Below are 23,978 nucleotides of genomic sequence, written 5' to 3' on the forward strand. Positions count from 1 at the left end.
GGTGTACCGGGCCCGGGCCTGCGGAGGGGGCCTGTCCAGGGGTGGCGGAGTCGGCGGCGCGGGGGCCCGGATCCCGCAGGGCCTTGGCGGTCCGGATCCCGCAGGGCCGCGGCGGTCCGGCAGCCGAAACGTTTGCGCACGCCCCTGCCGTGCCAGGGATGTGGACATGCCCGAGACCACGCTGATGCCGTCCGAAGAGGTGCGGGAGGCGCTCTACGCGCGTCGGCCCGTCGTCGCCCTGGAGTCCACCATCATCGCCCACGGACTGCCGCGGCCACGCAACCTGGCCGTGGCCGAGGAGTTGGAGTCCCTGGTCAGAGAAGCCGGCGCGGTCCCGGCGACGGTCGCCGTACTGGACGGCCGGGCACGTGTCGGCCTGGAGAGGAGCGACCTGGAGCGCATCGCGACGGACCCGGAGGTACGCAAGTTCGGGCACCGCGACCTGGCCCCCGCCCTCGCCGCCGGGGCCAGCGGGGCGACGACGGTGTCCGCCACGGCCTTCCTGGCGGCACGCGCCGGGATCCGGGTCTTCGCCACGGGCGGGCTCGGCGGAGTCCACCGGGAGTGGACCGTCTCCCAGGACGAGTCGGCGGACCTGCGGCTGCTCGCCGGGACGGGGATCACCGTCGTCTGCGCCGGGGTGAAGTCCATCCTCGACGTCCCGGCGACACTGCAGCGCCTGGAGACCCTCGGGGTCGCCGTCCTCGGCTACGGCACCGGCTACCTCCCCGGGTTCTACCTGTCCTCCTCCGGGCTTCCGGTCGACTGGACGGTCCGCACCCCGGAAGAGGTGGCGGACGTGATGCGGGCGCAGCGCGCGCTCGGCGGACCGGAGACCGCGCTGATCGTGGCCCGGCCGGTGCCGGAGGACGAGCAACTCGACCCCGCGCTGCACGACCGGGTGCTCGCGGAGGCCCTGGACGAGTGCCGGGAACGGGGCATCGACGGCCAGGCGGTCACCCCGTTCCTGCTGGACCTGCTGGTGAAACGCACGGGTGGCGCCTCGCTCGAGGCCAATCTGGCGGCGGTCCGCGGCAATGTGCGGCTCGGGGCGCGGATCGCGGCGGCCCTGTGAGGACGCCCTCGGGACGGGAGGAGCCCTCAGGACGGGAGGAGACCTCGGTGCCGAGCGGAGGCGGGGCGCTGCTGGTGGTCGGCGACGTGGCCACGGACGTGGTGGCCCGGCACACCGGGGCGCTCATCCGCGGGACGGACACCGCGGCGGAGATACGGACGCTGCCGGGCGGAGCCGGCGCCAACGCGGCCTGCTGGGCGGCGCACTCGGGTTGCTGCGACGTGAGGCTGCTCGGCCGGGTCGGGGCCGGTGCCGCGGACTGGCACGCGACACTGCTGCGGGGCTCGGGAGTCCTCCCGATGCTGGTCCCGGACCGGGAGGCGCCGACGGCCACCGTCGTCGTACTGGTCGACGCGGAGGCGGAGCGGACCTTCCTCACCGACGGCGGAGCGGCGCTGCGGCTGTGCCCCGGCGACTGGTCGGCACGGCTGCTGGACGGGGTGGCCAGGCTCCATCTGTCCGGGTACCTGTTCTTCTCCGAGGCCAGTCGCGAGCTGGCATGCCTGGCACTCGCGGACGCGCTCGAACGGGGTGTTCCGGTGAGTGTCGACCCGGCGTCGGCGGGGTTCATCGCCGGCTTCGGTGCCGACCGCTTCCTCGCGGCGACGGCGGGTGCCGCCGTACTTCTCCCCAACGCCGACGAGGCCCGGCTCCTCACCGGACTGCCCGATGCGGCCGGTGCCGCGGCCCGGCTGAGCCGCCATGTCCCGCTCGTCGCCGTCACGCTCGACGCGGGCGGCGCGCTCGTGGCGGAGTCGGGCGCGGTGACCGCCAGGATCGCCGCCGTCCCCGCGGCACCGGTCGACTCCACGGGCGCGGGCGACGCCTTCACCGGCGCCTTCCTGGCGGCCCTGCTCGCGGGCGCGACCCCGGCCGCCGCGGCTTCGGCGGGATGCCGGGCCGGGGCCCATGCGGTCACCGTCCGCGGGGGCCGCCCGCCGGGGAGCACCGCGGCACCGGTGTAACCGCAGGCCCGGGGCACGGGGTGGGCGGGACGGGCCCGTACACCGCCGGGGAGTCCGCGAGCCGCTCGCCCCCGGCCAGGGCGGCAACCGGCGCCCTCGCCCGGGCAGAGCGACCGGACCGGCTCGCACCGGAGCGGCTCACACCGGAGCGGCTGGCACCGGAGGCCCACACCAGAGACCCACAGCAGAGACCCACAGCAGGGCGGCTCACACCGGCCGACGGTCCGCGGACGGCCGCCTCAAGGGCCGGCCGGAACCCGCGCCGTCAGGCCCGGAACGCGGCCGGCGGACCGCACCCCACCACCGCCGGAGGACCCTCATGCCGCGGAGCGCCGGCCCGCCATGGCGGCCGGGGCAGCCCGACGGCCTCGTCAGCCGTTCCCGGGCGATCCGTTCCCGGGCGACCGGTTCCCGTCGGCCGGCCCGTCAGCGCCCCTGGCCGCTGCCCTGGCCGCTGCCCTGTTCCGCCGCGCCTCGCGACGGGCCGCCGGACGCGTCGACGAGCACGCGCGCGTCCCGGGCGGCGCCCGGCGGCTCCGTCGCCAGCGTGACCGCCAGGGTCCCGCCGCCGGAGACGCGGATGTGCCCGTCTCGTACGCCCTCCTCGAGGCCGATGTCCCCCCGGCTGACGGCGAGGCAGGTCCCGCCGTCCAGCTCAAGCCGGGTGACCGGGCCCTGGGTGGGCGCCGGGCCGTCCCCGTAGCCGGCGGCCCTGCTCCCGTCCGGCGCGGGGCGCAGATGGAACTCCCCCTCAGGAAGGCTCACTTCGACGGTGTCCGTCACACCCGCCGCCTCCAGACGGCGCAGCAGCGGGACGGCGAACCAGTGGGCCCGGACCGCGTCGGTCGGCCGGGGCCCGTCGAGCACGGGCGCGCCCCATTCGGCCAGCGCCCCGACGAGGGGCAGCAACGCCCCTCCGCGTGCGGTGAGTTCGTACACATGGGCCGACGCCGGGGCTGGCAGCCGGCGCCGGGTCGCCAGCCCGTCTCGCTCCATGTCCTTGAGCCGGGAGGCGAGGACGTCCGTGCTGACTCCGGGCAGATCGGCGTGCAGGTCGGTGTACCGGCGGGGGCCGGACAGCAGTTCCCGCACGATCAGCAGCGTCCAGCGGTCGCCGACGGAGTCGAGGGCGCGCGCGACGGCGCAGAACTGGTCGTAGCTTCGGCGGCGCGGAGGACGGGGCATGGGAGGCAGTCTAGACCCGTTGTTGGACTTTCCAAGCTCTCACTTGGTAAAACCAAGTGCCATCGGGTACCACCGTCACGCCAGCCCTGGGGAGGCCTCCACATGGAGTTCCGGCAGTCGAGCAAGCTCAGCGAGGTCTGCTATGAGATCCGCGGCCCGGTGATCGAGCACGCCGACGCGCTGGAGGAAGCGGGCCACAGCGTGCTGCGGCTGAACACCGGCAACCCCGCGCTGTTCGGCTTCGAGGCCCCGGAGGAGATCGTCCAGGACATGATCAGGATGCTCCCGAAGGCCCACGGCTACACGGACTCCCGCGGGATCCTCTCCGCGCGGCGGGCCGTTGCCCAGCGCTACCAGGCCCTCGGGCTGACGGACGTCTCCGTCGACGACGTGTTCCTCGGCAACGGCGTCTCCGAGCTTGTGTCCATGGCGGTGCAGGCGCTGCTGGAGGACGGCGACGAAGTGCTCGTTCCCGCACCCGACTTCCCGCTGTGGACCGCCGTCACGACCCTCTCCGGGGGAAAGGCCGTCCACTACCTCTGCGACGAGTCGGCGGACTGGTACCCCGACCTCGGCGACATGGCATCGAAGATCACCGACCGGACCAGGGCCGTGGTGATCATCAACCCCAACAACCCCACCGGTGCGGTGTATCCGAGGGAGATCGTCGAGGGGATCCTGGACCTCGCTCGCCGCCATCGGCTGATGGTCTTCGCGGACGAGATCTACGACCAGATCGTCTACGACGACGCCGTCCACCACACCGCGGCCGCCCTCGCCCCGGATCTGGTCGTCCTCACCTTCGGCGGCCTGTCCAAGACATACCGGGTCGCGGGCTTCCGCTCCGGCTGGCTGGTCGTCACCGGTCCCAGGCAGCACGCGCGCAGCTATCTGGAGGGGCTCACGATGCTCGCCTCGATGCGGCTGTGCCCCAACGCGCCCGCCCAGTACGCCATCCAGGCCGCACTCGGCGGACGCCAGTCGATCCACGAGCTGACCGCACCGGGCGGACGGCTGCGCGAGCAGCGCGACCGCGCCTGGGAGCGGCTGAACGAGATCCCGGGCGTCTCGTGTGTGAAACCCAGGGGGGCGCTGTACGCCTTCCCGCGCCTGGACCCCAAGGTGCACCCCGTGCACGACGACGAGAAGTTCGTGCTGGACCTGCTGCTGCGGGAGAAGATCCAGGTGGTGCAGGGCACCGGTTTCAACTGGCCCCGGCCGGACCACTTCCGCATCCTGACCCTGCCGTATGCCGACGACCTCGACGCAGCGATCAGCCGGATCGGGCGCTTCCTGAGCGGCTACCGCCAGTAGACCGGACCGAGGCCCACCGGGTCGGAACTCCGGGCACCGCCTGACGGGCGGCACCGGAATGACCGGCGGCACCGGAATGACCGGCGGCACCGGAGTGACCGGCGGCACCGGAGTGACGGGCGGCGGCGTCCGGGGTGAGGGGCACGGCAGGGGCGGGGCACGGCGAGGGCTGGGTACGGCGAGGGCACGGGCTGGGGCGCGGCATCCCGGGGCGGGTATCCGGCCCGGCGTGCGATCCACGGCCCCGGGGACACCGGACGGGACGGGCAGGGGCGGCGCATCCGGTCCGGAACGTATCCGCCGCTACGCCATGGCACGGGCCCGGCGGTACAGCACGGCGCCACCGAGGACGAGGGCCGCGCCGGCCGGGATGGCGAGGCCGAGCGCGGACGGCGTGCCGGTCTCGGCCAGGTGGACGGGGCCCTGCTGGGGCTCCAGACCACGCGTGGCGGGACGGACCTCCGACGGCGTGGTCACCGCCGGAGGGGTCGCCGGCCGCGGCCGGGCCGGCGGGCCGGCGGAGTTCGAGGAGGAGTTGCCGACCGCCGGGTTGCCGACACCGACGACGTTCACGGAGTTGCCGGTGACGTTCACCGGGACGTCGACGGGCAGTTGGACGGCGCTCCCGGAGAGGATCCCGGGGGAGTCCTCCGCCTGCGTCACGGCGAGTGCGCCGCCGGCAGCGGTACCGCCGCCGGTGCCGTCCCCTTCGTTCGCACAGGAGTTGCCGGCCGCGGGGTTCAGCAGACCGATCACGTTCACCGTGTTGCCGCACACGTTCACCGGCACGTGGACCGGGACCTGCACCGTGTCGCCGGAGATCAGACCGGGGGAGCCGACGGCGCTCCCCTGCGCGCCCGAGTCGGCGTACGCGGCCCCGGCGGCGGCCAGCGCGCCACCCGTGACCATCGCCGCGACCAGGCCTGTTCGGCGAAATTGCCTCATGGATTCCTGCCTTCCGGTGGATGAACACGGGTGCTCACCCGCACCGGAGACAACGGACACGGAGCCGACCGGGTTATGGCCGCACACGGTTTCACCCCTTCGGGTGGGGGACGGAAGAACTGTTCAGCGCCGTCCGCGCGTTCGGCTGCCGGAACCGTGACCGCGAGCAGGCGCCCGGGTGCGCCAGGGGCCCCCGGGTGCGCGAGGGGCCCCCGGGTGCGCGGCGGGACGCCCGGGTGCGCGAGGGGCGGCTGGGAGGGGCTCTTCGCGCGCGGGAGAGTCCTGCGCCCGTCCCCGCCGGCCCACGTCCGGGCCGCCCGGACCGTACCCGGGCGGCAGCCGGTCGGTCCGGCGGGCGCCGGTCGGGTACGGTCCGGGCGGCAGCCGGTCGGGCGACATCCGGTCGGGCGGCGGGGCGGCGGGCCCGCCACCGGACTTCCCCCGGTGGAGAGCAGGCGGTGCCGGGTGCCCGGCGGCGGGCATCAGCGACGCAGAAGGGTCGTGAGCGCGCCGACCGGGTCCTCGTCCGGTGTGCCCCGCGGCCACCAGTCGTCCCGGCCGGCGTCGGACTCGTACCCGTACCACAGTCCGTCCCGCCCCAGGCGCAGTTGGAGGGACGGGGTGGAGAGGCGATTGCGCCGGGGGCGGAAGTGCGGGAAGTCCGCGGCCGCGAGGGCGGGACGCGCCCGGTCGAAGGGGCCGGCGGGCGGATCCCACTCCTCCTCCAGGGCCGCCAGGCCGGCGAGCCCGCCCTGGCGCCAGGCCGCCACGGCACGTGCCAGTTCGGTGGGGGTGCGGCCGCCCGCCCGGGCCAGCGCGGTGTAGAGCGCCCGGGTGGAGGCGGTCAGCCCCGATCCGGGGTGGGCGGCGGCGAGCCGGACGGCGTCCTGCCAGACGTCGAGCCCGCCGACCGGGTCCGCGCCCGTGTGGAGGATGGCGTGCGCACGGGCAGCCGCCTCGGTGGCGAGGAGATCGAGGGCGAGCGGGTCGGGGGCGCCGTCGGCCTGCGGGTACACCGGAGGGCGCCCGGGCTGCGGCGGCACCGTCAGCGGGGGTGGGAGCGGGGGTCGGACACGCCGGGTGAGGGCGTCGCGTGCGCGGACCGACGCGAGCGCGGGAGCCGTGCCGCTCCCGCCGTCACCGGGTCGCGGTGCCGTGGCGGGTGCCCCGCCCCGGGCCGCGCCGTCCTCTGCGGCCGCGAGGGCGGCGTTGCGCCGGGTGAGTTCGGCCAGGACCTCCTGTTCGCCGCGGCCGCGCATGAGGAACAGCACGAACGGGTCCTCGTCGAGGATCCCGGCGGTCTGGTAGCAGAGCGCGGCCGCGTGCTTGCAGGGGAGTCCGTCGTCGGGGCACGAGCAGTCGGGGACCAGGTCGCCGGGCGCGGGCAGCAGGTCGGCGGCGGCCGCGAGGGCGTGCGGGACGTCCTTGTCGAGCAGGGCCGCGATGTGGTCCGGGCGGGCCGCCGCGGCGTCCAGCAGCCGCTCCCAGTCGTCCTCGCCGAGGGTGCGCAGCCGGATCTCCGCGCGGTAGGGCCGGGGGCGGGAGCCGTGGACGTATGCGGTGACCCGGCCCGGCGTCACCGTGATCGCGTCGACATGGCCCTGTCCCGCGTACGCCCGGCCGCGGGCGAGACGGGCCGGGTCGAGGGCGCTGCCCTCCAGGGCGTCCACCCAGGCGTTGCCCCACCAGGAGGCGGCGAAGCCGTCGTCCCCCGGCCCACCGGCAGACGCAGACGCAGACGCAGACGCGGGTGCGGGTGCGGGTGCGGGGAACGTGCGGCGCCGGTCGTCCGGCCGGCGCGGGGCCTCCCGGCCTGGCCGCTCGGTGCGGCGCGGCACGGCCGGCCCGCCGGGGCGGTGCCGGGCGGGGCTCACGACGGCCTCCTCAGGGACACCAGATCGGCAAGCTCCCGGTCGGTGAGCTCGGTCAGCGCGGCCTCGCCGGAACCGAGGACCGCGTCGGCCAGCGCCCGCTTCGACAGCAGCAGTTCGGCGATGCGGTCCTCGACCGTGCCCTCGGCGATCAGCCGGTGGACCTGGACGGGCTGGGTCTGCCCGATGCGGTGGGCGCGGTCGGTGGCCTGGTCCTCGACCGCCGGGTTCCACCAGCGGTCGTAGTGGACGACGTGTCCCGCCCGGGTCAGATTGAGTCCGGTGCCCGCCGCCTTGAGGGAGAGGACGAAGACGGGGACGGAGCCCGACTGGAAGCGGTCCACCATCCTGTCCCGCTCCGGCACGGGGGTGGAGCCGTGCAGCAGCTGGGAGGGGATCGCACGGGAGGACAGATGGCCGCAGATGAGCCGCGCCATCGCCACGTACTGGGTGAAGACGAGTACGGATCCGCCCTCGGCCAGGATCGTGTCGAGCAGTTCGTCCAGCAGGGCGAGTTTGCCGGAGCGCGCCGTGAGCCGGGGGCGGTCCTCCTTGAGGAACTGCGCCGGGTGGTTGCAGATCTGCTTGAGCGAGGTGAGCAGCTTCATGATCAGGCCGCGGCGGGCGATGCCCTCGGCGGTCTCGATTCGGGCCATCGTCTCCCGGACGACCGCCTCGTAGAGCGAGGCCTGCTCCCGGGTGAGCGGGACGGGGTGGTCGGACTCGGTCTTCGGCGGGAGCTCGGGCAGGATGCCGGGATCGCTCTTCTTCCGCCGCATCAGGAAGGGCCGGACAAGCCGGGCGAGACGCTCCACCGCCTCCTCGTCGCCGACGTGCTCGTGGTTCTCCACGGCGCGGGCGTGGCGGGAGCGGAAGGACTTCAGCGGGCCGAGCAGTCCCGGGGTGGTCCAGTCCAGGAGGGACCACAGCTCGGAGAGGTTGTTCTCGACGGGGGTGCCGGTCAGGGCGACCCGGGCCGGGGCGGGGATCGTGCGCAGGGCCCCGGCGGTGGCGGAGAAGGGGTTCTTGACGTGCTGGGCCTCGTCGGCGACGACCATGCCCCACTCGCGGGCGGCGAGTTCCCCGGCGCTGGTGCGCATCGTGCCGTAGGTCGTCAGGACGAACTCCCCGGGGCCGGTGCCGAGGCTGCGCTGCGGACCGTGGAAGCGGTGGACGGGCGTTCCGGGCGCGAAGCGCGTGATCTCGCGCTGCCAGTTGCCGAGCAGGGACGCCGGGCAGACGACGAGCGTGGGGGCGGTGACGGCCCGGTGCTCGGCCCGGTGCAGATGGAGTGCGATGACCGTCACGGTCTTGCCGAGGCCCATGTCGTCGGCCAGGCAGCCGCCGAGCCCGAGTGAGGTCATCTGGTCCAGCCAGGCGAGTCCGCGAAGCTGGTAGTCGCGCAGGGTGGCGGCGAGGGCCGCGGGCTGGGCGACGGCGGCGGGACCGCGGGTGAGCCGGTCCCGCAGGGCGGCCAGCGCGCCCTCGGGGACGGCCTCGACGGTCTCGCCGTCGACCTCGGCGGTGCCGGTGAGTGCCACGGCCAGGGCGTCCACCGGTTCCAGCAGGCCGAGTTCCCGCTTGCGGGCCTTGCGCACGAGGGCCGGGTCGACGACCACCCACTGGTCGCGCAGCCGCACGATGGGCCGGTGGGACTCGGCGAGCACGTCCATCTCCTGCTCGGTGAGCGGGTCCCCGTCCAGCGCGAGTCGCCAGTCGAAGCGCAGAAGCCGCTCGCCGTCGAAGAAGGGTGTGCCGTTTGCGGCCGAACCGGGAGCGGGCGCCCGGACGACCGCCGTCGCGGTCAGGCTCCTGGCGAGCTCCCTGGGCCAGTGCACGGCGATCCCGGCGTCGGCCAGGCGGGTGGCGGCCGGGCCGAGCAGCTCGTACAGCTCGTCCTCGGTGACCGGGAGGACGTCGGGCACCTCGCGGTCGAGGAGCCGGCCGAGCGGCGGCCAGACGCGGGCGGCACGGCGCAGGGCCAGCACGGTGTCGATGCGGGCGCGGGGACCGAAGTGCCCGTCGCTCCTCCCCTCCCCCGCCCACAGCCCCGCGGCGTCGACCACGAGCGTCGGGTCGGCGAGGCTGTGCACCTGGACGAGGGCGGCCGCGGCCTGTCGTTCACCGCCGCCCTCCGCGGACACGTCGAACAGCTCGTGTGCGGGCAGGTCGAGCCGCAGGGAGATCCGCACGCCGGCGTCCATTCCGGCCGCGGCCTCGGCCGCCCATGCGCGGGCGCGGGGCAGGTGCTGCGGCGCCGTCGCGGCGAACGGCCCGCCCGCGGCGTACGCGGCCGCCGGGGTGCGGGGCAGGCTGTCCGCGACGGCGTCGAGGAAGGCCCTGATCAGCGCCTCGGGCTCGGGCAGCCGCAGCGGCCGCGGGCCGGGGAGCGGTGCGGCGTGCGCCTCGTACGGCATGGCGGCCGCGATGGCGCGGAGTTGGGCGATGTCGTCCGCGTCCAGCGGTCCGGCGCGCCAGGCGTCGTGGTCGGACGGCGTCAGACCGGGCAGCATCCTGCCGCGTGCGACGAGCTGAAGGGCGTGCAGGGCGGCAGCACCCCAGCACGCCGCGGCTGGATGGGCCGCCGTGTCGTGCCGGGCGGCGGCGAGCAGCGGGACGGCGCCGGCGACGGGCAGCACCAGCGCGGGCACCGTACGGCTGCGGACCCCGGTTCCGTGCCCGCGGACGACGGTGATCCGCGCCGGGGCGGCGGGGGCGGGCGCCCCCGCCGCGGTGCCGGTGGGCAGGGGCCGCCCGTCGGGGCTCCAGAAAGCGACGCTGCCGTCGCGGGGCAGTGCCGCCGGGAGGAACACCGCGGCAAGGGTGTGCAGCATGCCGGGTCGCCGCCTCCCTTCAGCTCGGTCGTACGAGCGGCGTGCGCCTTGGACGCCTTGGACGCCTTGGATGAACGACCATACGGGGAGGGTCTGACATCGAGGCGCGGCCGGTTCCGGTGGTCGCGGCTCAGGCCCTGGGGCACAGGGCCCGCGTTCCGGCCTGGCACCGCCGCGGAGGCGCGGGTGCGCGGGTGCGCGGGTGCGCGCCGGCGGTGCCCGCACCGGACGGCCGCTGCTGCCGCGGGTGCGCGGGTGCGCGGGGCACAGGCCCACAGCCCACAGGCCACAGGACGCAGGCCACAGGGACGCAGCACCGGGCGGGATGGAACCCTCCGGTGCGCGGACACCGGACGGGTTCACCGACGGGCACACCGGACCGATCCGCCGGACCGATCCGCCGGGCCGGCGCCCTGGGTCTGCCCCACCGGTGCGGGACGGTGCGGGACACGCGGGCGCGGACGGCACCCGGACGCAGCAGGATCCGGGCACCGGAACCGGCCACCGGGCGCGCAGTGCGGGAAACGGCCGGCTGTCCGCGCCGGGCCGGTGCTCCACCGTCCGCGGGCACGACACGGGGAGCGTCCGGTCGGAAGCGCTATGCGAACCGCCGGAGTCTCACACCCTCCCGTCGTCCAGCGACTCATGGCCGCCGTGCGCCGGGTCGCTCAGGGCCGCGGGGCTCTCCGGTACCACCGGCATCGGGAGGTCCGGCATGGCGGGCACGGCCGTGGCGTTGGTCACCGGCGTGTTCAGCGGCGGCTTCACCGAATGCGGCTCATGGTGGAACTCCTCTTCCCGGGTGGGGTCCGAACCGCGTTCGAGGAAGCGCAGGAGCTCCACCGGGATCGGCAGGACCAGGGTGGAGTTCTTCTCGGCGGCGACCGCCATGACGGTCTGCAGCAGGCGCAGTTGCAGCGCCGCCGGGGTCTCCGACATCTGGCGCGCCGCCTCGGCCAGCTTCTTCGACGCCTGGAGTTCCGCGTCCGCGTTGATCACGCGTGCCCGGCGCTCCCGGTCGGCCTCCGCCTGGCGTGCCATGGAGCGCTTCATCGTCTCCGGCAGCGAGACGTCCTTGATCTCCACCCGGTCGACGCTCACGCCCCAGCCGAGGGCCGGGCTGTCGATCATGAGTTCGAGGCCCTGGTTGAGCTTCTCGCGGTTGGACAGGAGGTCGTCCAGCTCGCTCTTGCCGATGATCGAGCGCAGCGATGTCTGGGCCATCTGGGAGACGGCGAAGCGGTAGTCCTCGACCCTCACGATGGCGTCGGCCGCGTCGACCACCTTGAAGTAGACGACGGCGTCCACCCTGACGGTGACGTTGTCCCTGGTGATTCCCTCCTGGGCGGGCACGGGCATCGTCACGATCTGGAGATTGACCTTGTGCAGCCGGTCCACGACCGGAACGATCATGGTGAACCCGGGCTCGCGGACCCGGTCGCGCAGTCGGCCGAGGCGGAAGACCACACCCCGCTCGTACTGCTTGACGACCTTGGCCGCGGCCATGGCATAGGCGAGGCACGCGGCCCCTGCCGCGACACCGAGCGCCACGAGATCCACATCCATCACGGCACCCCCTGCCGTTTCACACGTCCGGGAGTCTCGGTCTGTGCTTCAACGGTATTCCTGTCCGGTGCGGCGGTCGAGCGCCGTGCGGGGGCGGGCCGTCCCCTGAGCGGGCGCATCCGGCGTGCGGACCCCCGAGGAGTTCCGGCAGGGTCTGAACAGGAGTCCGCACCACAGACGGGGACCAGTCATGGCCGATCACCGGCGCCTCGGCATCGCCGCCGGGGCAGTGCTTCTGACCGCCGCCCTCACCGGCTGCTCCGGCCTGGGCCGGACCGCCGTGGGCACCGTCAACTACGAGGCCGGCGCCTTCCGCGCCGTCACGGTGTCCAACCCGGTGGTGACCGGCTGCCACAGACTGCTGCCGGCCGGTGCGGTGCGCATCGAGAACGCGACGCTGATCGACCTCATCGCCTACCGGACACCGGACTGCACCGGCGGCGACACGACCTACATCGCGACGACGCTGTTCGACAACATCGCTCCCGGCACCCAGCCCTGGCTCAGTTACCGCTGGGTCCACTGAGCCACCGCGCCGGTTCCTCCCGGCGCCCGGCCCCGGCCCCGCCGTCCATCCCCCGCCCGGGTTCGCCGCCTCGCCCCGCCGTCCTTCCCGCTCGGGCCTCCTGCTCGGGCCTCCCGCTCAGGCCTCCCACTCCGGCCCGGCACCGCACCCCCGCATCCTTCCCCGCCTCAGCCCGGCCCCCCGGGCCTTCTCCGGAGCCGCCCCGGAGCCGCCCCGGGGCCGCCCCTCCGCACGCGCCCTACCGGTCCCCGCGGTCCGGGTGGATGCTGGAGGGGAAGGGACGAGGCCCATGCGTACGGGAAACGAACCGGCCACGGCCCGCAGTCCGCTGCGGATGCGGTTCTGGCTTGGCGTCTGGGGGCTGCTGTGGGCGGTCTCCGGGACGGCCGTCTTCGCGCTGGCGGAACGCCCCGGGTGGGCGATCACCTGCGCGGTGCTGAGCCTGGTCGTCATGACCGACCTGATGATCGTGGTGCACCGGCTCCACCAGGGACCGCACTTCCAGCCCGGTCACGGCGTCCCGCCCTACGAGCCGGACCGCGGGAACGACCGGCGGCGCCGTTAGGGCTCAGGAGTCGAAGCGCGCGGCTTCCAGGTACTCCGGCCTGGGATCGAGCGCGGCGGCGAGCCGGAAGTGCCGCTGTGCCCGGTCCGGGCGGCCGGAGCGCTGGAAGGTGCGGGCCAGCGCGAAATGAGCGAAGGCGTTGTCGGGTTCGTGGTCGACTATGTGCTGGAACTCGCGCTCCGCCGCACGGAGTTGCGCGGACGCGAAGTAGGCGCGCGCCCGCATCAGCCGGGCCGCCCCGCTCTCCGGGTGGGCGGCGATGACCGAGTCCAGGAGCTTGATCGCCCCGCGCGGATCCCGCGAGGCGAGCAGTCGCTCGGCCGCGCGGAAGCCGATGACGTGGGTTTCCGGGTTGGTCTCGGGCACGCTCGCATCCTTCCCCGCCCCTGCCCTGTTCAATGTTCCGCCTTCGATGTCCCCCGTTCGGCATCCCCGGTCGCGGGCTTCCCCGTGCGCGCGCGACGGACCCGGCGCGCGGCGTGCCGTCCCCGCGGTCTGCGCGCCTCCGCCACCCGCGCGTGCCCGGCCTCGCGAGCCGGGAGGGACTCTCGCACGCCCCTGGCTAGGCCCCCGCGCGCCCCCTCAGCTCGGCCCAGACCTCGCGGACCCGGGGCTCCAGTGCCTCCAGCGGCCCGTCGTTGTCGATGACCAGATCGGCGACGGCCCTGCGCTGCTCGGGTTCCGCCTGCGCGGCCATCCGGGCACGCGCTTCCGACTCGGTCATGCCGCGCAGCCGTACGAGCCGGTCCAGCCGGGTCTCGGGGGCCGCGTCCACGACGACGACCAGGTCGTACAGGGGGGCGAGGCCGTTCTCCGCGAGCAGCGGCACGTCGTGGACGACCACCGCGTCCGGGCCTGCCGCGGCCTCCAGTTCGGCCGACCGCGCCCCGACCAGCGGATGCACGATGGCGTTGAGCCGGGCCAGCCGTTCCGCGTCGGAGAAGACGATCGTGCCGAGCCGGGGCCGGTCGAGGGTGCCCTCCGGTGTGAGGACATCGGGTCCGAACTCCTCGACGACGGCGGCCAGGCCCGGTGTGCCGGGCTCGACGACCTCTCGGGCGATCCTGTCCGCGTCGATCAGCACCGCGCCGTACGACACGAGAAGCCGTGACACTTCGCTCTTGCCGGCGCCGATACCGCCGGTCAGGCCCACCTTCAGCATGGGCGGAAGCATAGGCGCGCACCGGGGGCGACGGTCCGCCGGGCCCGATCCGAAGACCCCGACCCGAAGACCCCGACCCGAAGACCCCGACCCGAAGGCCGCGACCCGAGGGCATACGAGTCGCCCTGACGAGGGCGGTGCGGGCGGCGGTGGGCAGGGCCCGGCCCGCGGGCCTACGAGTCGCCCTCGCGTTCGGCCAGGAACCGCTCGAACTGCCTGCCGATCTCGTCGGCCGACGGGAGATCCACCGGCTCGGCGACCAGACTGCCCCGGGTGTCGGCACCGGCGATGGCGTCGTACTGGTGCTCCAGCCCTCTCACCAGCGCCGTCAGCTCCTCGTCACCCTCGCCGATCTGGCGTTCGATCTCGGTCTGGGTGCGCTGGGCACGGGCGCGCAGGGTGTGCGCGATACCGGGGAGCACCAGCCCGGTCGCTGCGGTGACCGCTTCGAGGGCGGTCAGCGCGGCGTCCGGGTACGCGGAGCGGGCGACATAGTGCGGCACATGGGCGGCGACGCCGAGCACGTCATGACCCCACTGCGCCAGGCGGTACTCGACCAGGGACTCCGCGCTGCCCGGTACCTGGGCCTCGTCGAAGGGACTGCGGTGACCGGGCATCAGGTCCGTCCGGGTGCCGTGCGGGGTGATGCCCACGGGACGGGTGTGCGGCACGCCCATGGGGATGCCGTGGAAGTTCACGGACAGGCGCACACCGAGCCGCTCGACGATCTGCCGTACGGCCGCGGCGAACAGCTCCCACTCGACGTCCGGCTCGGGACCGGACAGCAGCAGGAACGGTGCGCCGGTGGCGTCCTGGACCAGCCGGACTTCCAGCGAGGGGGTCTCGAAGGCGGTCCAGCGGTCCCGCCGGAAGGTGAGCAGCGGGCGGCGGGCCCGGTAGTCGACGAGCCGGTCGTGGTCGAAGCGGGCGACCACCTGGTGGGGCAGGGATCCGAGCAGGGCGGTGACGAGCTGCTCGCCCGTCTCGCCCGCGTCGATGTACCCGTCGAAGTGGTACAGCATGGCGAGCCCGGCCGACTCCTGTGCCAGCGCCACGTCGACGACCGCCAGGCCCTTCGGCTCCCACTCGTACAGACTCTGCGGATCTCGCACCGTTACCGCCCCTTCTCCGTGTCTGAGGTATCAACCCCGCACCCGCTGCGATCATTCCCGGCGGTGCCCGGGTCGCACCGCGGAGCCGGTCGGGCGGGGCATCGGCGCGTTCGCTCGGGGTCGGGGGCGCGTTCGCTCGGGGCGTGTTCGGTCGGGGCGCGTTCGGAAAAGGGCGGAGGCCCGCCCCCCGTGAAGGGGGCGGGCCTCCGCACCGGTTGCCCGGTGGCCGGCGGGAGCCTCAGCTCTGGCCGCCCGCCAGCTTCTCGCGGAGCGCGGCGAGGGCCTCGTCCGACGCCAGGGCGCCGGAGTTGTCGTCCGACTCCGAGGAGTACGAACCGCCCTGCGGCGCGGCGGCCGGAGCGGCCTGCCCGCCCTCGGCAGCGGCCTGCTCGTCGGCCTCGCGGGACTTGATGACCTGCGCCTGGTGCTGCTCGAAGCGCTGCTGCGCCTCGGCGTACTGGCCCTCCCACTCCTCGCGCTGCTTCTCGTAGCCCTCGAGCCAGTCGTTGGTCTCGGGGTCGAAGCCCTCGGGGTAGATGTAGTTGCCCTGGTCGTCGTAGGACGCGGCCATGCCGTAGAGGGTCGGGTCGAACTCGACCGCGGCCGGGTCGGCGCCGAAGGACTCGTTGGCCTGCTTGAGGGACAGCGAGATCCGGCGACGCTCGAGGTCGATGTCGATGACCTTGACGAAGATCTCGTCGTTGACCTGGACGACCTGCTCCGGGATCTCCACGTGGCGCTCGGCCAGCTCGGAGATGTGGACCAGACCCTCGATGCCCTCGTCCACGCGGACGAACGCGCCGAACGGCACCAGCTTGGTGACCTTGCCCGGGACGACCTGGCCGATCTGGTGGGTGCGGGCGAACTGCTGCCACGGGTCTTCCTGCGTCGCCTTCAGCGACAGGGAGACACGCTCGCGGTCCATGTCGACGTCGAGGACCTCGACGGTGACTTCCTGGCCGACCTCGACGACCTCGGACGGGTGGTCGATGTGCTTCCAGGACAGCTCGGAGACGTGCACCAGGCCGTCGACGCCGCCCAGGTCCACGAAGGCACCGAAGTTGACGATCGAGGAGACGACGCCGGACCGGACCTGGCCCTTCTGCAGGGTGGTGAGGAACGTCTGGCGGACCTCGGACTGGGTCTGCTCCAGCCAGGCGCGGCGGGACAGGACCACGTTGTTGCGGTTCTTGTCCAGCTCGATGATCTTCGCCTCGAGCTCCTTGCCGACGTACGGCTGGAGGTCGCGGACACGGCGCATCTCGACCAGGGAGGCCGGGAGGAAGCCGCGGAGGCCGATGTCGAGGATGAGACCACCCTTGACGACCTCGATGACGGTACCGGTGACGATGCCGTCCTCTTCCTTGATCTTCTCGATGGTGCCCCAGGCACGCTCGTACTGGGCGCGCTTCTTCGAGAGGATCAGGCGGCCTTCCTTGTCCTCCTTCTGGAGGACGAGGGCCTCGATCTCGTCACCGACGGCGACGACCTCGTTGGGGTCGACGTCGTGCTTGATCGAGAGCTCGCGGCTCGGGATGACACCTTCGGTCTTGTAACCGATGTCGAGCAGGACCTCGTCCCGGTCGACCTTCACGATGACGCCGTCGACGATGTCGCCGTCGTTGAAGTACTTGATCGTCTCGTCGATCGCGGCGAGGAAGGCTTCCTCGTTACCGATGTCGTTGACCGCAACCTGCGGGGTGGTGGCGGTGGTCTCGGTGCTGCTCGTCATGTGGGAAAGGGCTCCGGTACGGACATTGAAGTCGTAGGTACTGCTACGCCGTGAGCCCGTATCGCAGCTGCAGAAGCCGGACAGCCAAGGAAGCGCCAACCCCAGCAGGAATGGCGCCTCGACAACCGAGGGGACATACAGCAGATGCGAGCGCGGCCTGCTCCGTCTGAGGCGCGCAAGCCCGCAGCGCAACCTTTAGCATACGGGGGCGGCAGGGCACGGTCAATGCGCGAAGGCCCCCACCCGGGGCGGAACTCCGCATACCCGGCACAACCAGGGTTCGCCGAGGCCATGACGGCCGCGCCTCGCTCCCCGCGACACGGCCCCAGGGGGCCCTCGCGGCACTTCCGGGCGAGGCACCGGCAACGTACAACGACGGGCGAGATGATCCAAGAGCACGAACCGCAGGCGACCCGGCGCCCCACCGGCGGTGCGGAGAGCAGCCGCGCCAGCCGCGGCTGGTGGGACCGCAACGCCGACGAGTACCAGAGCGAGCACGGCTCCTTCCTCGGGGACGACCGGTTCGTCTGGTGCCCCGAGGGCCTGGACGAGGCCGAGGCCCGGCTGCTCGGTCCGGCGGAGTCCCTGCGGGGCGCCGACGTACTGGAGGTCGGCGCCGGAGCGGCCCAGTGCTCCCGCTGGCTGCTGGCCCAGGGCGCGCGTCCGGTGGCCCTGGACCTCTCGCACCGCCAGCTCCAGCACGCCCTGCGGATCGGCGCCGGCTTCCCCCTGGTCGAGGCGGACGCCCGCGCGCTGCCCTTCGCCGACGGCTCCTTCGACCTGGCGTGCTCCGCGTTCGGGGCCGTGCCGTTCGTGGCCGACCCGGTGCGCGTGTTCCGGGAGGTGCGGCGGGTCCTGCGGCCCGGCGGGCGGTGGGTCTTCTCGGTCACGCACCCCTTCCGCTGGGCGTTCCCCGACGAACCGGGCCCCGAGGGGCTCGGAGTCTCCGCCTCGTACTTCGACCGCATCCCGTACGTGGAGCAGGACGAGGACGGCCGGGCCGTCTACGTCGAGCACCACCGGACGATCGGGGACCGCGTCCGCGACGTGGTGGCGTCCGGCTTCCGGCTGGCCGACCTGGTGGAGCCGGAGTGGCCGGCCTGGAACAGCCAGGAGTGGGGCGGCTGGTCCCCGCTGCGCGGGAACCTGATCCCGGGGACGGCGATCTTCGTCTGCGAGCGGAGCGGGACCGGCCCCCTGGACGGGGCGACCTGACGTGGTCCGCGAGGAGGCCCTCGGCCTGCTTCCCGTAGGCACGGCCCTCCCCGCGCTGCGACGGGCCCTGGACACCCGCGGCGCCGCCGTGCTGTGCGCGCCGCCCGGCACGGGCAAGACGACACTCGTGCCGATCGCGCTCGCCGGACTGACGGACGACGCCGGCGCCGGCGCCCGGGGCCGGGTGGTGGTCGCCGAGCCGCGGCGGATCGCGGCGCGGGCGGCGGCACGGCGGATGGCGTGGCTGCTCGGCGAGAAGGCGGGCGGCCGGGTCGGCTTCACGGTGCGCGGAGAGCGGGTCGTCGGACCGGACACCGCCGTCGAGGTCGTCACCACGGGCGTGCTGCTCCAGCGCCTCCAGCGCGACCAGGAACTCCCCGGGGTCGGCACCGTGATCCTCGACGAGTGCCACGAGCGGCACCTGGACGCGGACACCGCGGCGGCGTTCCTGCTCGACGTGCGCGAGACCCTGCGGCCCGAACTGCGGCTGGTGGCGGCGTCGGCCACGACGGACGCGGAGGGCTGGGCCCGGCTCCTCGGCGACGCTCCGGTCGTCCGGGCCGAGGGCACCGCCCACCCGGTCGAGGTGGTGTGGGCGCCACCCGCCCGCCCGGTGCGCCCGCCGCACGGCACCCGGGTCGACCCGGCGCTGCTCGCACATGTGGCGTCGGTGGTCCGCGGGGCGCTGGCCGAGCGGACCGGGGACGTGCTCTGCTTCCTGCCGGGGGTGGCCGAGATCGCGCGGGTCGCCCGGCTGCTCGGGGACACCGGGGCGGAGGTGCTCCAGGTGCACGGGCGGGCACCGGCGGCCGTGCAGGACGCGGCGCTCTCCCCCGGACGGCACCGCAGGGTGGTGCTGGCGACCTCGGTCGCGGAGTCGTCGCTGACCGTGCCGGGCGTGCGGGTCGTCGTGGACGCCGGACTCGCCCGGGAGCCGCGCACCGACCACGCCCGGGGCCTCGGCTCGCTCACGACGGTACGGGCCTCCCGGGCCGCGGCCCGGCAGCGGGCGGGCCGGGCGGGGCGCGAGGCTCCCGGCACGGTCTACCGCTGCTGGGCCGAGGCGGAGCACGCCCGGCTGCCGCGATTCCCCGCGCCGGAGATCCGGGTGGCGGACCTGACGGCGTTCGCCCTGCAGGCGGCGTGCTGGGGCGATCCGGACGCGGCCGGCCTCGCCCTGCCGGATCCGCCGCCCCCGGGCGCGATGGCGGCGGCCCGCTCGGTCCTCGCGGCCGTGGGCGCGGTCGGCCCGTCGGGGCGGGCGACCGGCCGGGGGCGGCGGATGGCCCGGCTCGGACTCCACCCGCGGCTCGCGCGAGCCCTGGTCGACGGCGCGCCGGAGGTGGGTCCGCGGCGCGCCGCCGAGGTCGTCGCGCTGCTGAGCGAGGAACCCCCGCGGGAGTACGGGGACGACCTGGCGGCCGCCTGGCGCACGGCCCGTAGCGGCCGCGACGGCTACGCCGCCCGCTGGCGCGCGGAGGCGGACCGGCTGACCCGCTCGCTCGGCGGGGCGGGGGACACCCCGGCCGGCACCGCCGCCCCGGCCGACGCCGGGGACGACCTGGCCGCCCCCGGCCCCGGCCATGCTTCCGCTTCCGCCTCCGCCTCCGCCTCCGCCTCCGCCTCCGACGACACGGTCGCCGGGTTCGTGACCGCGCTCGCCTTCCCCGAGCGCATCGCGCGGGTGAGGAGCGGCACCTCGTACCTGATGGTCTCCGGGACCGGCGCGGAGCTCGGCGAGGGCTCACCGCTGCGAGGCTCCACCTGGCTGGCGGTGGCGGTGGCCGACCGGGCGGCGCAGGCCGCGTCCGCGCGGGTGCGGCTCGCCGCCGCCGTGGACGAGGGGACGGCACGCGCCGCCGCTGAGCATCTGCGCTCCCTCGGCGAGGAGGTGCGCTGGGCGGGCGGCGACGTCGCCGCCCGCCGGGTGGAGCGGCTGGGCGCGGTGGAGCTGTCCGTACGCCCGCTGCCGGAGCCGGCGGCCGGGCTGGTCCGGGACGCGCTGCTGGAGGGACTCCGGCGCGAGGGCCCGGGGCTGCTGGGGTGGTCGCGGGACGCCGTGGCGCTGCGGCAGCGGCTCGGTTTTCTGCACCGGGTACGGGGCGCCCCCTGGCCGGACATGTCGGCCGCGGCCCTGCTGGACCGCGCCGGTGAGTGGCTGGAACCGGAGCTTTCCCGGGCCCGCCGCCGGGCCGATCTGGCGGGGATCGACGCCGGGCCGTGCCTGCGACGGCTGCTGCCCTGGGCCACAGGCGAGGCGGCCCGCCTCGACGAACTGGCCCCGGAGCGGATCGAGGTGCCCAGCGGGTCGCGGATCCGGGTGGACTACACGGGCGAGCAGCCCGTGCTGGCCGTGAAGGTCCAGGAGTTGTTCGGGCTCCTTCAGACACCGCGCCTGGCGGGGGTGCCCGTGCTCGTCCATCTCCTCTCCCCCGCGGGGCGTCCCGCGGCGGTGACCGCGGACCTCGCCTCGTTCTGGCGCGACGGCTACCGGGCGGTGCGGGCCGAACTGCGCGGGCGCTACCCGAAGCACCCCTGGCCGGAGGACCCGGCGACGGCGGAGCCCACGCGGGGTGTGAAGCGCTGACGCCCGCCCCGCGGACCGGGAACCGCGGCGGTGCTCCTCACGCCCCGGCCGGCCCGGGCTCGCGGTCAGGCGCGCCGCCCTCGCCGCGACCCGGCGTGCCGTCGCCGTGGCGATCGGGCGCGCCGCGGCCGGCGCCGCCGGGTCGGCGTGAGCGTGCTTCGAGGAGGAGGGAGACCGCGAGGAGGCCCGCGCCGAGGCCCAGGAAGGTCCACGGCAGGCGGGAGACCAGCAGCAGCACGAGCCCGCGCTGGGACGACACCTGGGCGACCGTGCGGTCCACGTAGTCCTCGCGCATCCGGACGTGCCCGGAGAACGCGGTCACCCGGTCGCGGCCGCCGAGCAGCGAACCGCCGCGCAGTTCCTCGGTGTGGATCTCCTCGCCGTTGACGGGTGCCCCGGTGACCGGCTCGACCCAGAACATGCGTGTGGTGGTGTACCAGCGGGTGGTGCCGGTCCGCTCCTCCAGCGTCGCCGCGTCGATGCCGGGTATCGGCATCTTCTTCGGGTACGGCACCCGTGTCCACGGGACCGTCTGCTCGAAGTAGTAGACCTCCAGTCCGCGGAAGGTCCGGGTCCCCCTGTAGTGGATGGGGGCGGAGGTCCTGGTCTGGGCGTCGAAGTACGCGTAGTCCCGCTTCTCGGTGAGGAAGGGCCACTTGAACTCGATGCCCTCGCGCCGGACGGGGTCGCCGTCGACCATCTCCCCCGGGGCGTGCACGGGTGCCTGGGTGTGGGCGTCGAAGATGTACCGCTCGGGGATCTGGGAGACGGTCTTCCCGTCCGGCCCTTGGACGTGGGAGAGCGAGTCCCAGACCACCACGTCCCGGCCCGTGCGGCGCCCGATCCGCTCCGACTCCTCCACGTTGCCCCTGAGGGTCTGCACGATGGTGACCTTCTCCACCCGCTCGGCCCGCATGGTGTCGTACCGCAGCAGGGTCGCCGGTCTCGCCTCCAGCACCGTCTCCTGGTACAGGCCCGGGGGGATCTTGGCCAGTTGGGGGAAGGCGTACCAGCGCAGCACCGGCGCCAGCGCAGCGAAGAAGACGGCGAACGACAGGAGCACGAGACTTGCTCTGCGGCGCACGGCGGCTGCCCCTCCCGCTACTTCAAGACTTCAAGGGTCCGGGGACCGTGGTGAGGAGGGGTCTGGGCGAGGTCTGCCCGGGCGGCGCGTCGAGGACGGCGAGGAGCAGCACGACGAGCAGCACGGGGGCCAGCCCGGCGGCAACGGCGACGAGGGCGCGCATGGTCGGCCTCCCGGGTACGCGGACTGATGGTGCGTCAGGGCAGCGGGCGGGGGCACCGTAGCAACGGGGCATCGAGAAGAGAACACGTCGCACCGCACACGGCGCCGCCCCTGCGCGGGGATACACGCGGAGGGGCGGCGCGGTCTGCGGCCCGCCGGGTCAGGCGGCGGGGGATTCCGAGGCTGCCGGGGTGTCCGAGGCTGCCGGGGTGTCCGAGGCTGCCGGGGTGTCCGGGGCGGCGGGGGTGTCCGGGGCGGCCGGGGTATCCGTGGTGTCCGGGACGGCGACCCGGAGTTCGAGGGTCAGCACGGCGCCGCCCTCGGTCGTCAGGCGCAGCAGGAACGTGCCGGACCGGTCGTCCGAGAAGATCCGCGGCAGCACCAGCATGCCGTCGGCGTCGGTCCTCAGCTCCGTGAGCGTGCGGACCGGATCGCCCTCGGCGTCCTTGAAGTACGGGCCCCCGGGGTTCTCGTCCGGGTCGTCGGCCGCGCCGGCCATCGTGGCCGTGACGGCCACACCCGCGGCCGTCGCGCCCTTGAACGTGGCGGTGACCTCGACCGCGTGGGCGAACTCGGAGGACGGCGAGGCCGTCAGCTCCTCGTCGCCGGTCCGAGCGAGGGCGTCCGCCTGGCGGGGGGTGACGGTCGCGGTGTAGTCGAGCCGGGGCAGGGCCCGGCCGGCGACGGTCACCCGGATGGTGAAGTCACCGGTCTTCTCACCGGCCTTCAGCGCGGGCGCGGCGGCCAGGCCGCCCTCACCGGTGCGCACGACCGCGCTCGTGCGGTCACCGGAGAAGCGGGCGTCGGTCTCGCCGACGAGTTCGAAGACCAGGTCGGCGCCCACGACCGGCCGACCGGAGCGGCTCTTCGCGCGGACCTTCGGCAGCTCGGCGAAGTCCTCGCCGGCGGTGGCGGTGGGACGTCCGCCGCCGGCGTTCTCGATGCCGAACACCGTCGCGGACGTCGGAGGGGACGGGTGGGACGGCTTCGCCGGGGTGGTCGGGGTGGTCGGGCCCGGGGACGGCGTGCCGGGGCCCGGCTTCGCCGGGGGAGGCTTGGGGCTCCCGGTCGGGCCGCCGGGTGCCGAGGGGGACGGCGACGGCGCGGGAGCGGTGCCCGGTGTGGTCGGCTTGGCCGGTGCGGCGGGCACGGCCGGTGCGGTCGGCTTCGTGGGAGTGACGGGCGTGGTCGGCGTGACGGGCGTGGTCGTGGAGCCGCTGCCACTGCTCTCGACGGGCAGGACACCCGATCCGTCGGGGACCTCGTGGGTGCCCCGCTGGTAGTACTCGAACCAGGACAGGACCGTCCGCAGGTACTCCCTGGAGCGGTTGTAGCTCAGGATCGCCCTGTCGAGGTCCTCCTTGACGGACAGGTCGCGGCCGCCCGCACAGAGGTACTTCGCGGCGGCGAGCGCCGCGTCGTGGATGTTGTTCGGGTCCCTGCGGCCGTCGCCGTTGGCGTCCTGGCCCCAGGTGGCCCAGGTCGACGGGATGAACTGCATCGGGCCGACCGCGCGGTCGTGGGTGCGGTCGCCGTCGTACGCGCCGCCGTCGGTGTCGGGGATGTCGGCGAACCCCACCCCGTTCAGCACCGGGCCGAGGATCGGGGAGAACGTCGTGCCGTCGGCGTCGACCCGCCCGCCGCGCGCCTGGCCGGACTCGACCTTGCCGATCGCGGCGAGCAGTTGCCAGGGGAGGCGGCAGCCGGGATTGCTCGCGGCGACGGTCTGCTCGGCCTGCTTGTACGCGCCCAGCACCGTGGCCGGGATCCCGGCCTCCGCCTCGCCCGTCACGGGCAGCGGGGGCGAGGCACCGGGCTTGTTGGGGCTGTTCAGCGGCGGCAGGTCCGTGTGGTAGGGGGAGTCGCCGGTCGCCGAGGAGCCCGCGGGCGGGGTCGCTTCGGAACCTCGGGCGTCACCGCCGGTGGCGGTCGGCACGACACCCGGCGCCTGCGACGCGGAGAGCGCGGCCACGGCGACCGCCGCCACCGCCGTGGTGGTGGCCCCCTTGCGCAGCCGGCGGCCGAATTGCGCTGCCATACCCCTGGTCCCCTCCCCGTAGGCCGCTGTTCGCGCTCGC

The 23,978-nt window shown here is 74.6% G+C and carries 19 protein-coding genes; 7 read left to right on the forward strand and 12 right to left on the reverse strand.

Annotated elements, in window-relative coordinates:
* The first annotated feature begins 166 nt into the window (after positions 1–166).
* On the forward strand, positions 167–1,075 hold the full coding sequence (locus tag DDQ41_RS02455; RefSeq protein ID WP_109292977.1) for a pseudouridine-5'-phosphate glycosidase: 909 nt from the start codon (positions 167–169) through the stop codon (positions 1,073–1,075).
* Between the two features lie 47 nt (positions 1,076–1,122).
* On the forward strand, positions 1,123–2,040 hold the full coding sequence (locus DDQ41_RS02460; RefSeq protein ID WP_162602607.1) for a carbohydrate kinase family protein: 918 nt from the start codon (positions 1,123–1,125) through the stop codon (positions 2,038–2,040).
* A 426-nt stretch (positions 2,041–2,466) separates the two neighbouring features.
* Here DDQ41_RS02460 and DDQ41_RS02465 read toward each other — a convergent pair whose 3' ends face one another.
* Positions 2,467–3,225, reverse strand: a complete 759-nt coding sequence (locus DDQ41_RS02465) for a winged helix-turn-helix transcriptional regulator (RefSeq protein ID WP_109292978.1) — start codon at positions 3,223–3,225, stop codon at positions 2,467–2,469.
* A 102-nt stretch (positions 3,226–3,327) separates the two neighbouring features.
* Between DDQ41_RS02465 and DDQ41_RS02470 the strand changes: the two genes are divergently transcribed.
* Positions 3,328–4,539 carry a pyridoxal phosphate-dependent aminotransferase gene (locus DDQ41_RS02470; RefSeq protein ID WP_109292979.1) on the forward strand — a complete coding sequence of 404 codons (1,212 nt, stop codon included), beginning with the start codon at positions 3,328–3,330 and terminating at the stop codon, positions 4,537–4,539.
* Positions 4,540–4,842: 303 nt separating this feature from the next.
* On the opposite strand, the gene DDQ41_RS32855 is transcribed toward DDQ41_RS02470, so the two are convergent.
* The 4 genes from DDQ41_RS32855 to DDQ41_RS02495 all read right to left on the reverse strand — a co-directional run bounded on the left by DDQ41_RS32855 (position 4,843) and on the right by DDQ41_RS02495 (position 11,755).
* On the reverse strand, positions 4,843–5,484 hold the full coding sequence (locus DDQ41_RS32855; RefSeq protein ID WP_316681177.1) for a chaplin: 642 nt from the start codon (positions 5,482–5,484) through the stop codon (positions 4,843–4,845).
* 482 nt (positions 5,485–5,966) lie between these two features.
* Positions 5,967–7,358 carry an SWIM zinc finger family protein gene (locus DDQ41_RS02485; RefSeq protein ID WP_109292981.1) on the reverse strand — a complete coding sequence of 464 codons (1,392 nt, stop codon included), beginning with the start codon at positions 7,356–7,358 and terminating at the stop codon, positions 5,967–5,969.
* Positions 7,355–10,189, reverse strand: a complete 2,835-nt coding sequence (locus DDQ41_RS02490; RefSeq protein ID WP_109292982.1) for a DEAD/DEAH box helicase — start codon at positions 10,187–10,189, stop codon at positions 7,355–7,357. Before DDQ41_RS02490 ends, DDQ41_RS02485 begins: the two co-directional genes overlap by 4 nt.
* A 618-nt stretch (positions 10,190–10,807) precedes the next feature.
* The gene (locus DDQ41_RS02495; RefSeq protein ID WP_109292983.1) at positions 10,808–11,755 is read right to left on the reverse strand and encodes a slipin family protein; all 948 of its coding nucleotides are present in this window, start codon (positions 11,753–11,755) and stop codon (positions 10,808–10,810) included.
* A 190-nt stretch (positions 11,756–11,945) separates the two neighbouring features.
* Between DDQ41_RS02495 and DDQ41_RS02500 the strand changes: the two genes are divergently transcribed.
* Together DDQ41_RS02500 and DDQ41_RS02505 are read left to right on the forward strand one after the other, a co-directional pair.
* Complete coding sequence (locus tag DDQ41_RS02500; RefSeq protein WP_109292984.1) at positions 11,946–12,281, forward strand: hypothetical protein; 336 nt, start codon at positions 11,946–11,948, stop codon at positions 12,279–12,281.
* 289 nt (positions 12,282–12,570) lie between these two features.
* Entirely contained in the window at positions 12,571–12,846 is a 276-nt protein-coding gene (locus DDQ41_RS02505) for a DUF6343 family protein (RefSeq protein ID WP_109292985.1), read from the forward strand.
* A gap of 3 nt (positions 12,847–12,849) precedes the next feature.
* Here DDQ41_RS02505 and DDQ41_RS02510 read toward each other — a convergent pair whose 3' ends face one another.
* From DDQ41_RS02510 to rpsA, 4 genes are all read right to left on the reverse strand, one after another.
* Positions 12,850–13,212, reverse strand: a complete 363-nt coding sequence (locus DDQ41_RS02510) for a tetratricopeptide repeat protein (RefSeq protein WP_109292986.1) — start codon at positions 13,210–13,212, stop codon at positions 12,850–12,852.
* A 196-nt stretch (positions 13,213–13,408) separates the two neighbouring features.
* Positions 13,409–14,008 (reverse strand): dephospho-CoA kinase, encoded by a 600-nt coding sequence (gene coaE / locus DDQ41_RS02515; RefSeq protein WP_109292987.1) that lies wholly within the window; start codon positions 14,006–14,008, stop codon positions 13,409–13,411.
* Positions 14,009–14,181: 173 nt separating this feature from the next.
* Positions 14,182–15,120, reverse strand: coding sequence for a PAC2 family protein (locus DDQ41_RS02520; protein WP_109292988.1), 939 nt, complete (start codon positions 15,118–15,120; stop codon positions 14,182–14,184).
* A gap of 238 nt (positions 15,121–15,358) precedes the next feature.
* The gene (gene rpsA, locus DDQ41_RS02525; RefSeq protein ID WP_109292989.1) at positions 15,359–16,852 is read right to left on the reverse strand and encodes a 30S ribosomal protein S1; all 1,494 of its coding nucleotides are present in this window, start codon (positions 16,850–16,852) and stop codon (positions 15,359–15,361) included.
* Between the two features lie 384 nt (positions 16,853–17,236).
* Between rpsA and DDQ41_RS02530 the strand changes: the two genes are divergently transcribed.
* Positions 17,237–18,067 carry a class I SAM-dependent methyltransferase gene (locus tag DDQ41_RS02530; RefSeq protein WP_109292990.1) on the forward strand — a complete coding sequence of 277 codons (831 nt, stop codon included), beginning with the start codon at positions 17,237–17,239 and terminating at the stop codon, positions 18,065–18,067.
* Between the two features lies 1 nt (position 18,068).
* Positions 18,069–20,654, forward strand: coding sequence for an ATP-dependent helicase HrpB (gene hrpB, locus DDQ41_RS02535; RefSeq protein ID WP_109292991.1), 2,586 nt, complete (start codon positions 18,069–18,071; stop codon positions 20,652–20,654).
* Positions 20,655–20,691: 37 nt separating this feature from the next.
* Here hrpB and DDQ41_RS02540 read toward each other — a convergent pair whose 3' ends face one another.
* From DDQ41_RS02540 to DDQ41_RS02550, 3 genes are all read right to left on the reverse strand, one after another.
* Positions 20,692–21,738 carry a DUF3068 domain-containing protein gene (locus DDQ41_RS02540; protein ID WP_162602608.1) on the reverse strand — a complete coding sequence of 349 codons (1,047 nt, stop codon included), beginning with the start codon at positions 21,736–21,738 and terminating at the stop codon, positions 20,692–20,694.
* 22 nt (positions 21,739–21,760) lie between these two features.
* Positions 21,761–21,901 (reverse strand): SPW_0924 family protein, encoded by a 141-nt coding sequence (locus DDQ41_RS02545; RefSeq protein WP_109292993.1) that lies wholly within the window; start codon positions 21,899–21,901, stop codon positions 21,761–21,763.
* 159 nt (positions 21,902–22,060) lie between these two features.
* Positions 22,061–23,938 carry a lytic transglycosylase domain-containing protein gene (locus tag DDQ41_RS02550; protein WP_109292994.1) on the reverse strand — a complete coding sequence of 626 codons (1,878 nt, stop codon included), beginning with the start codon at positions 23,936–23,938 and terminating at the stop codon, positions 22,061–22,063.
* Between the last annotated feature and the right edge of the window lie 40 nt (positions 23,939–23,978).

Origin of the sequence: Streptomyces spongiicola (assembly GCF_003122365.1) — a bacterium.
GTDB lineage: Bacteria > Actinomycetota > Actinomycetes > Streptomycetales > Streptomycetaceae > Streptomyces > Streptomyces spongiicola.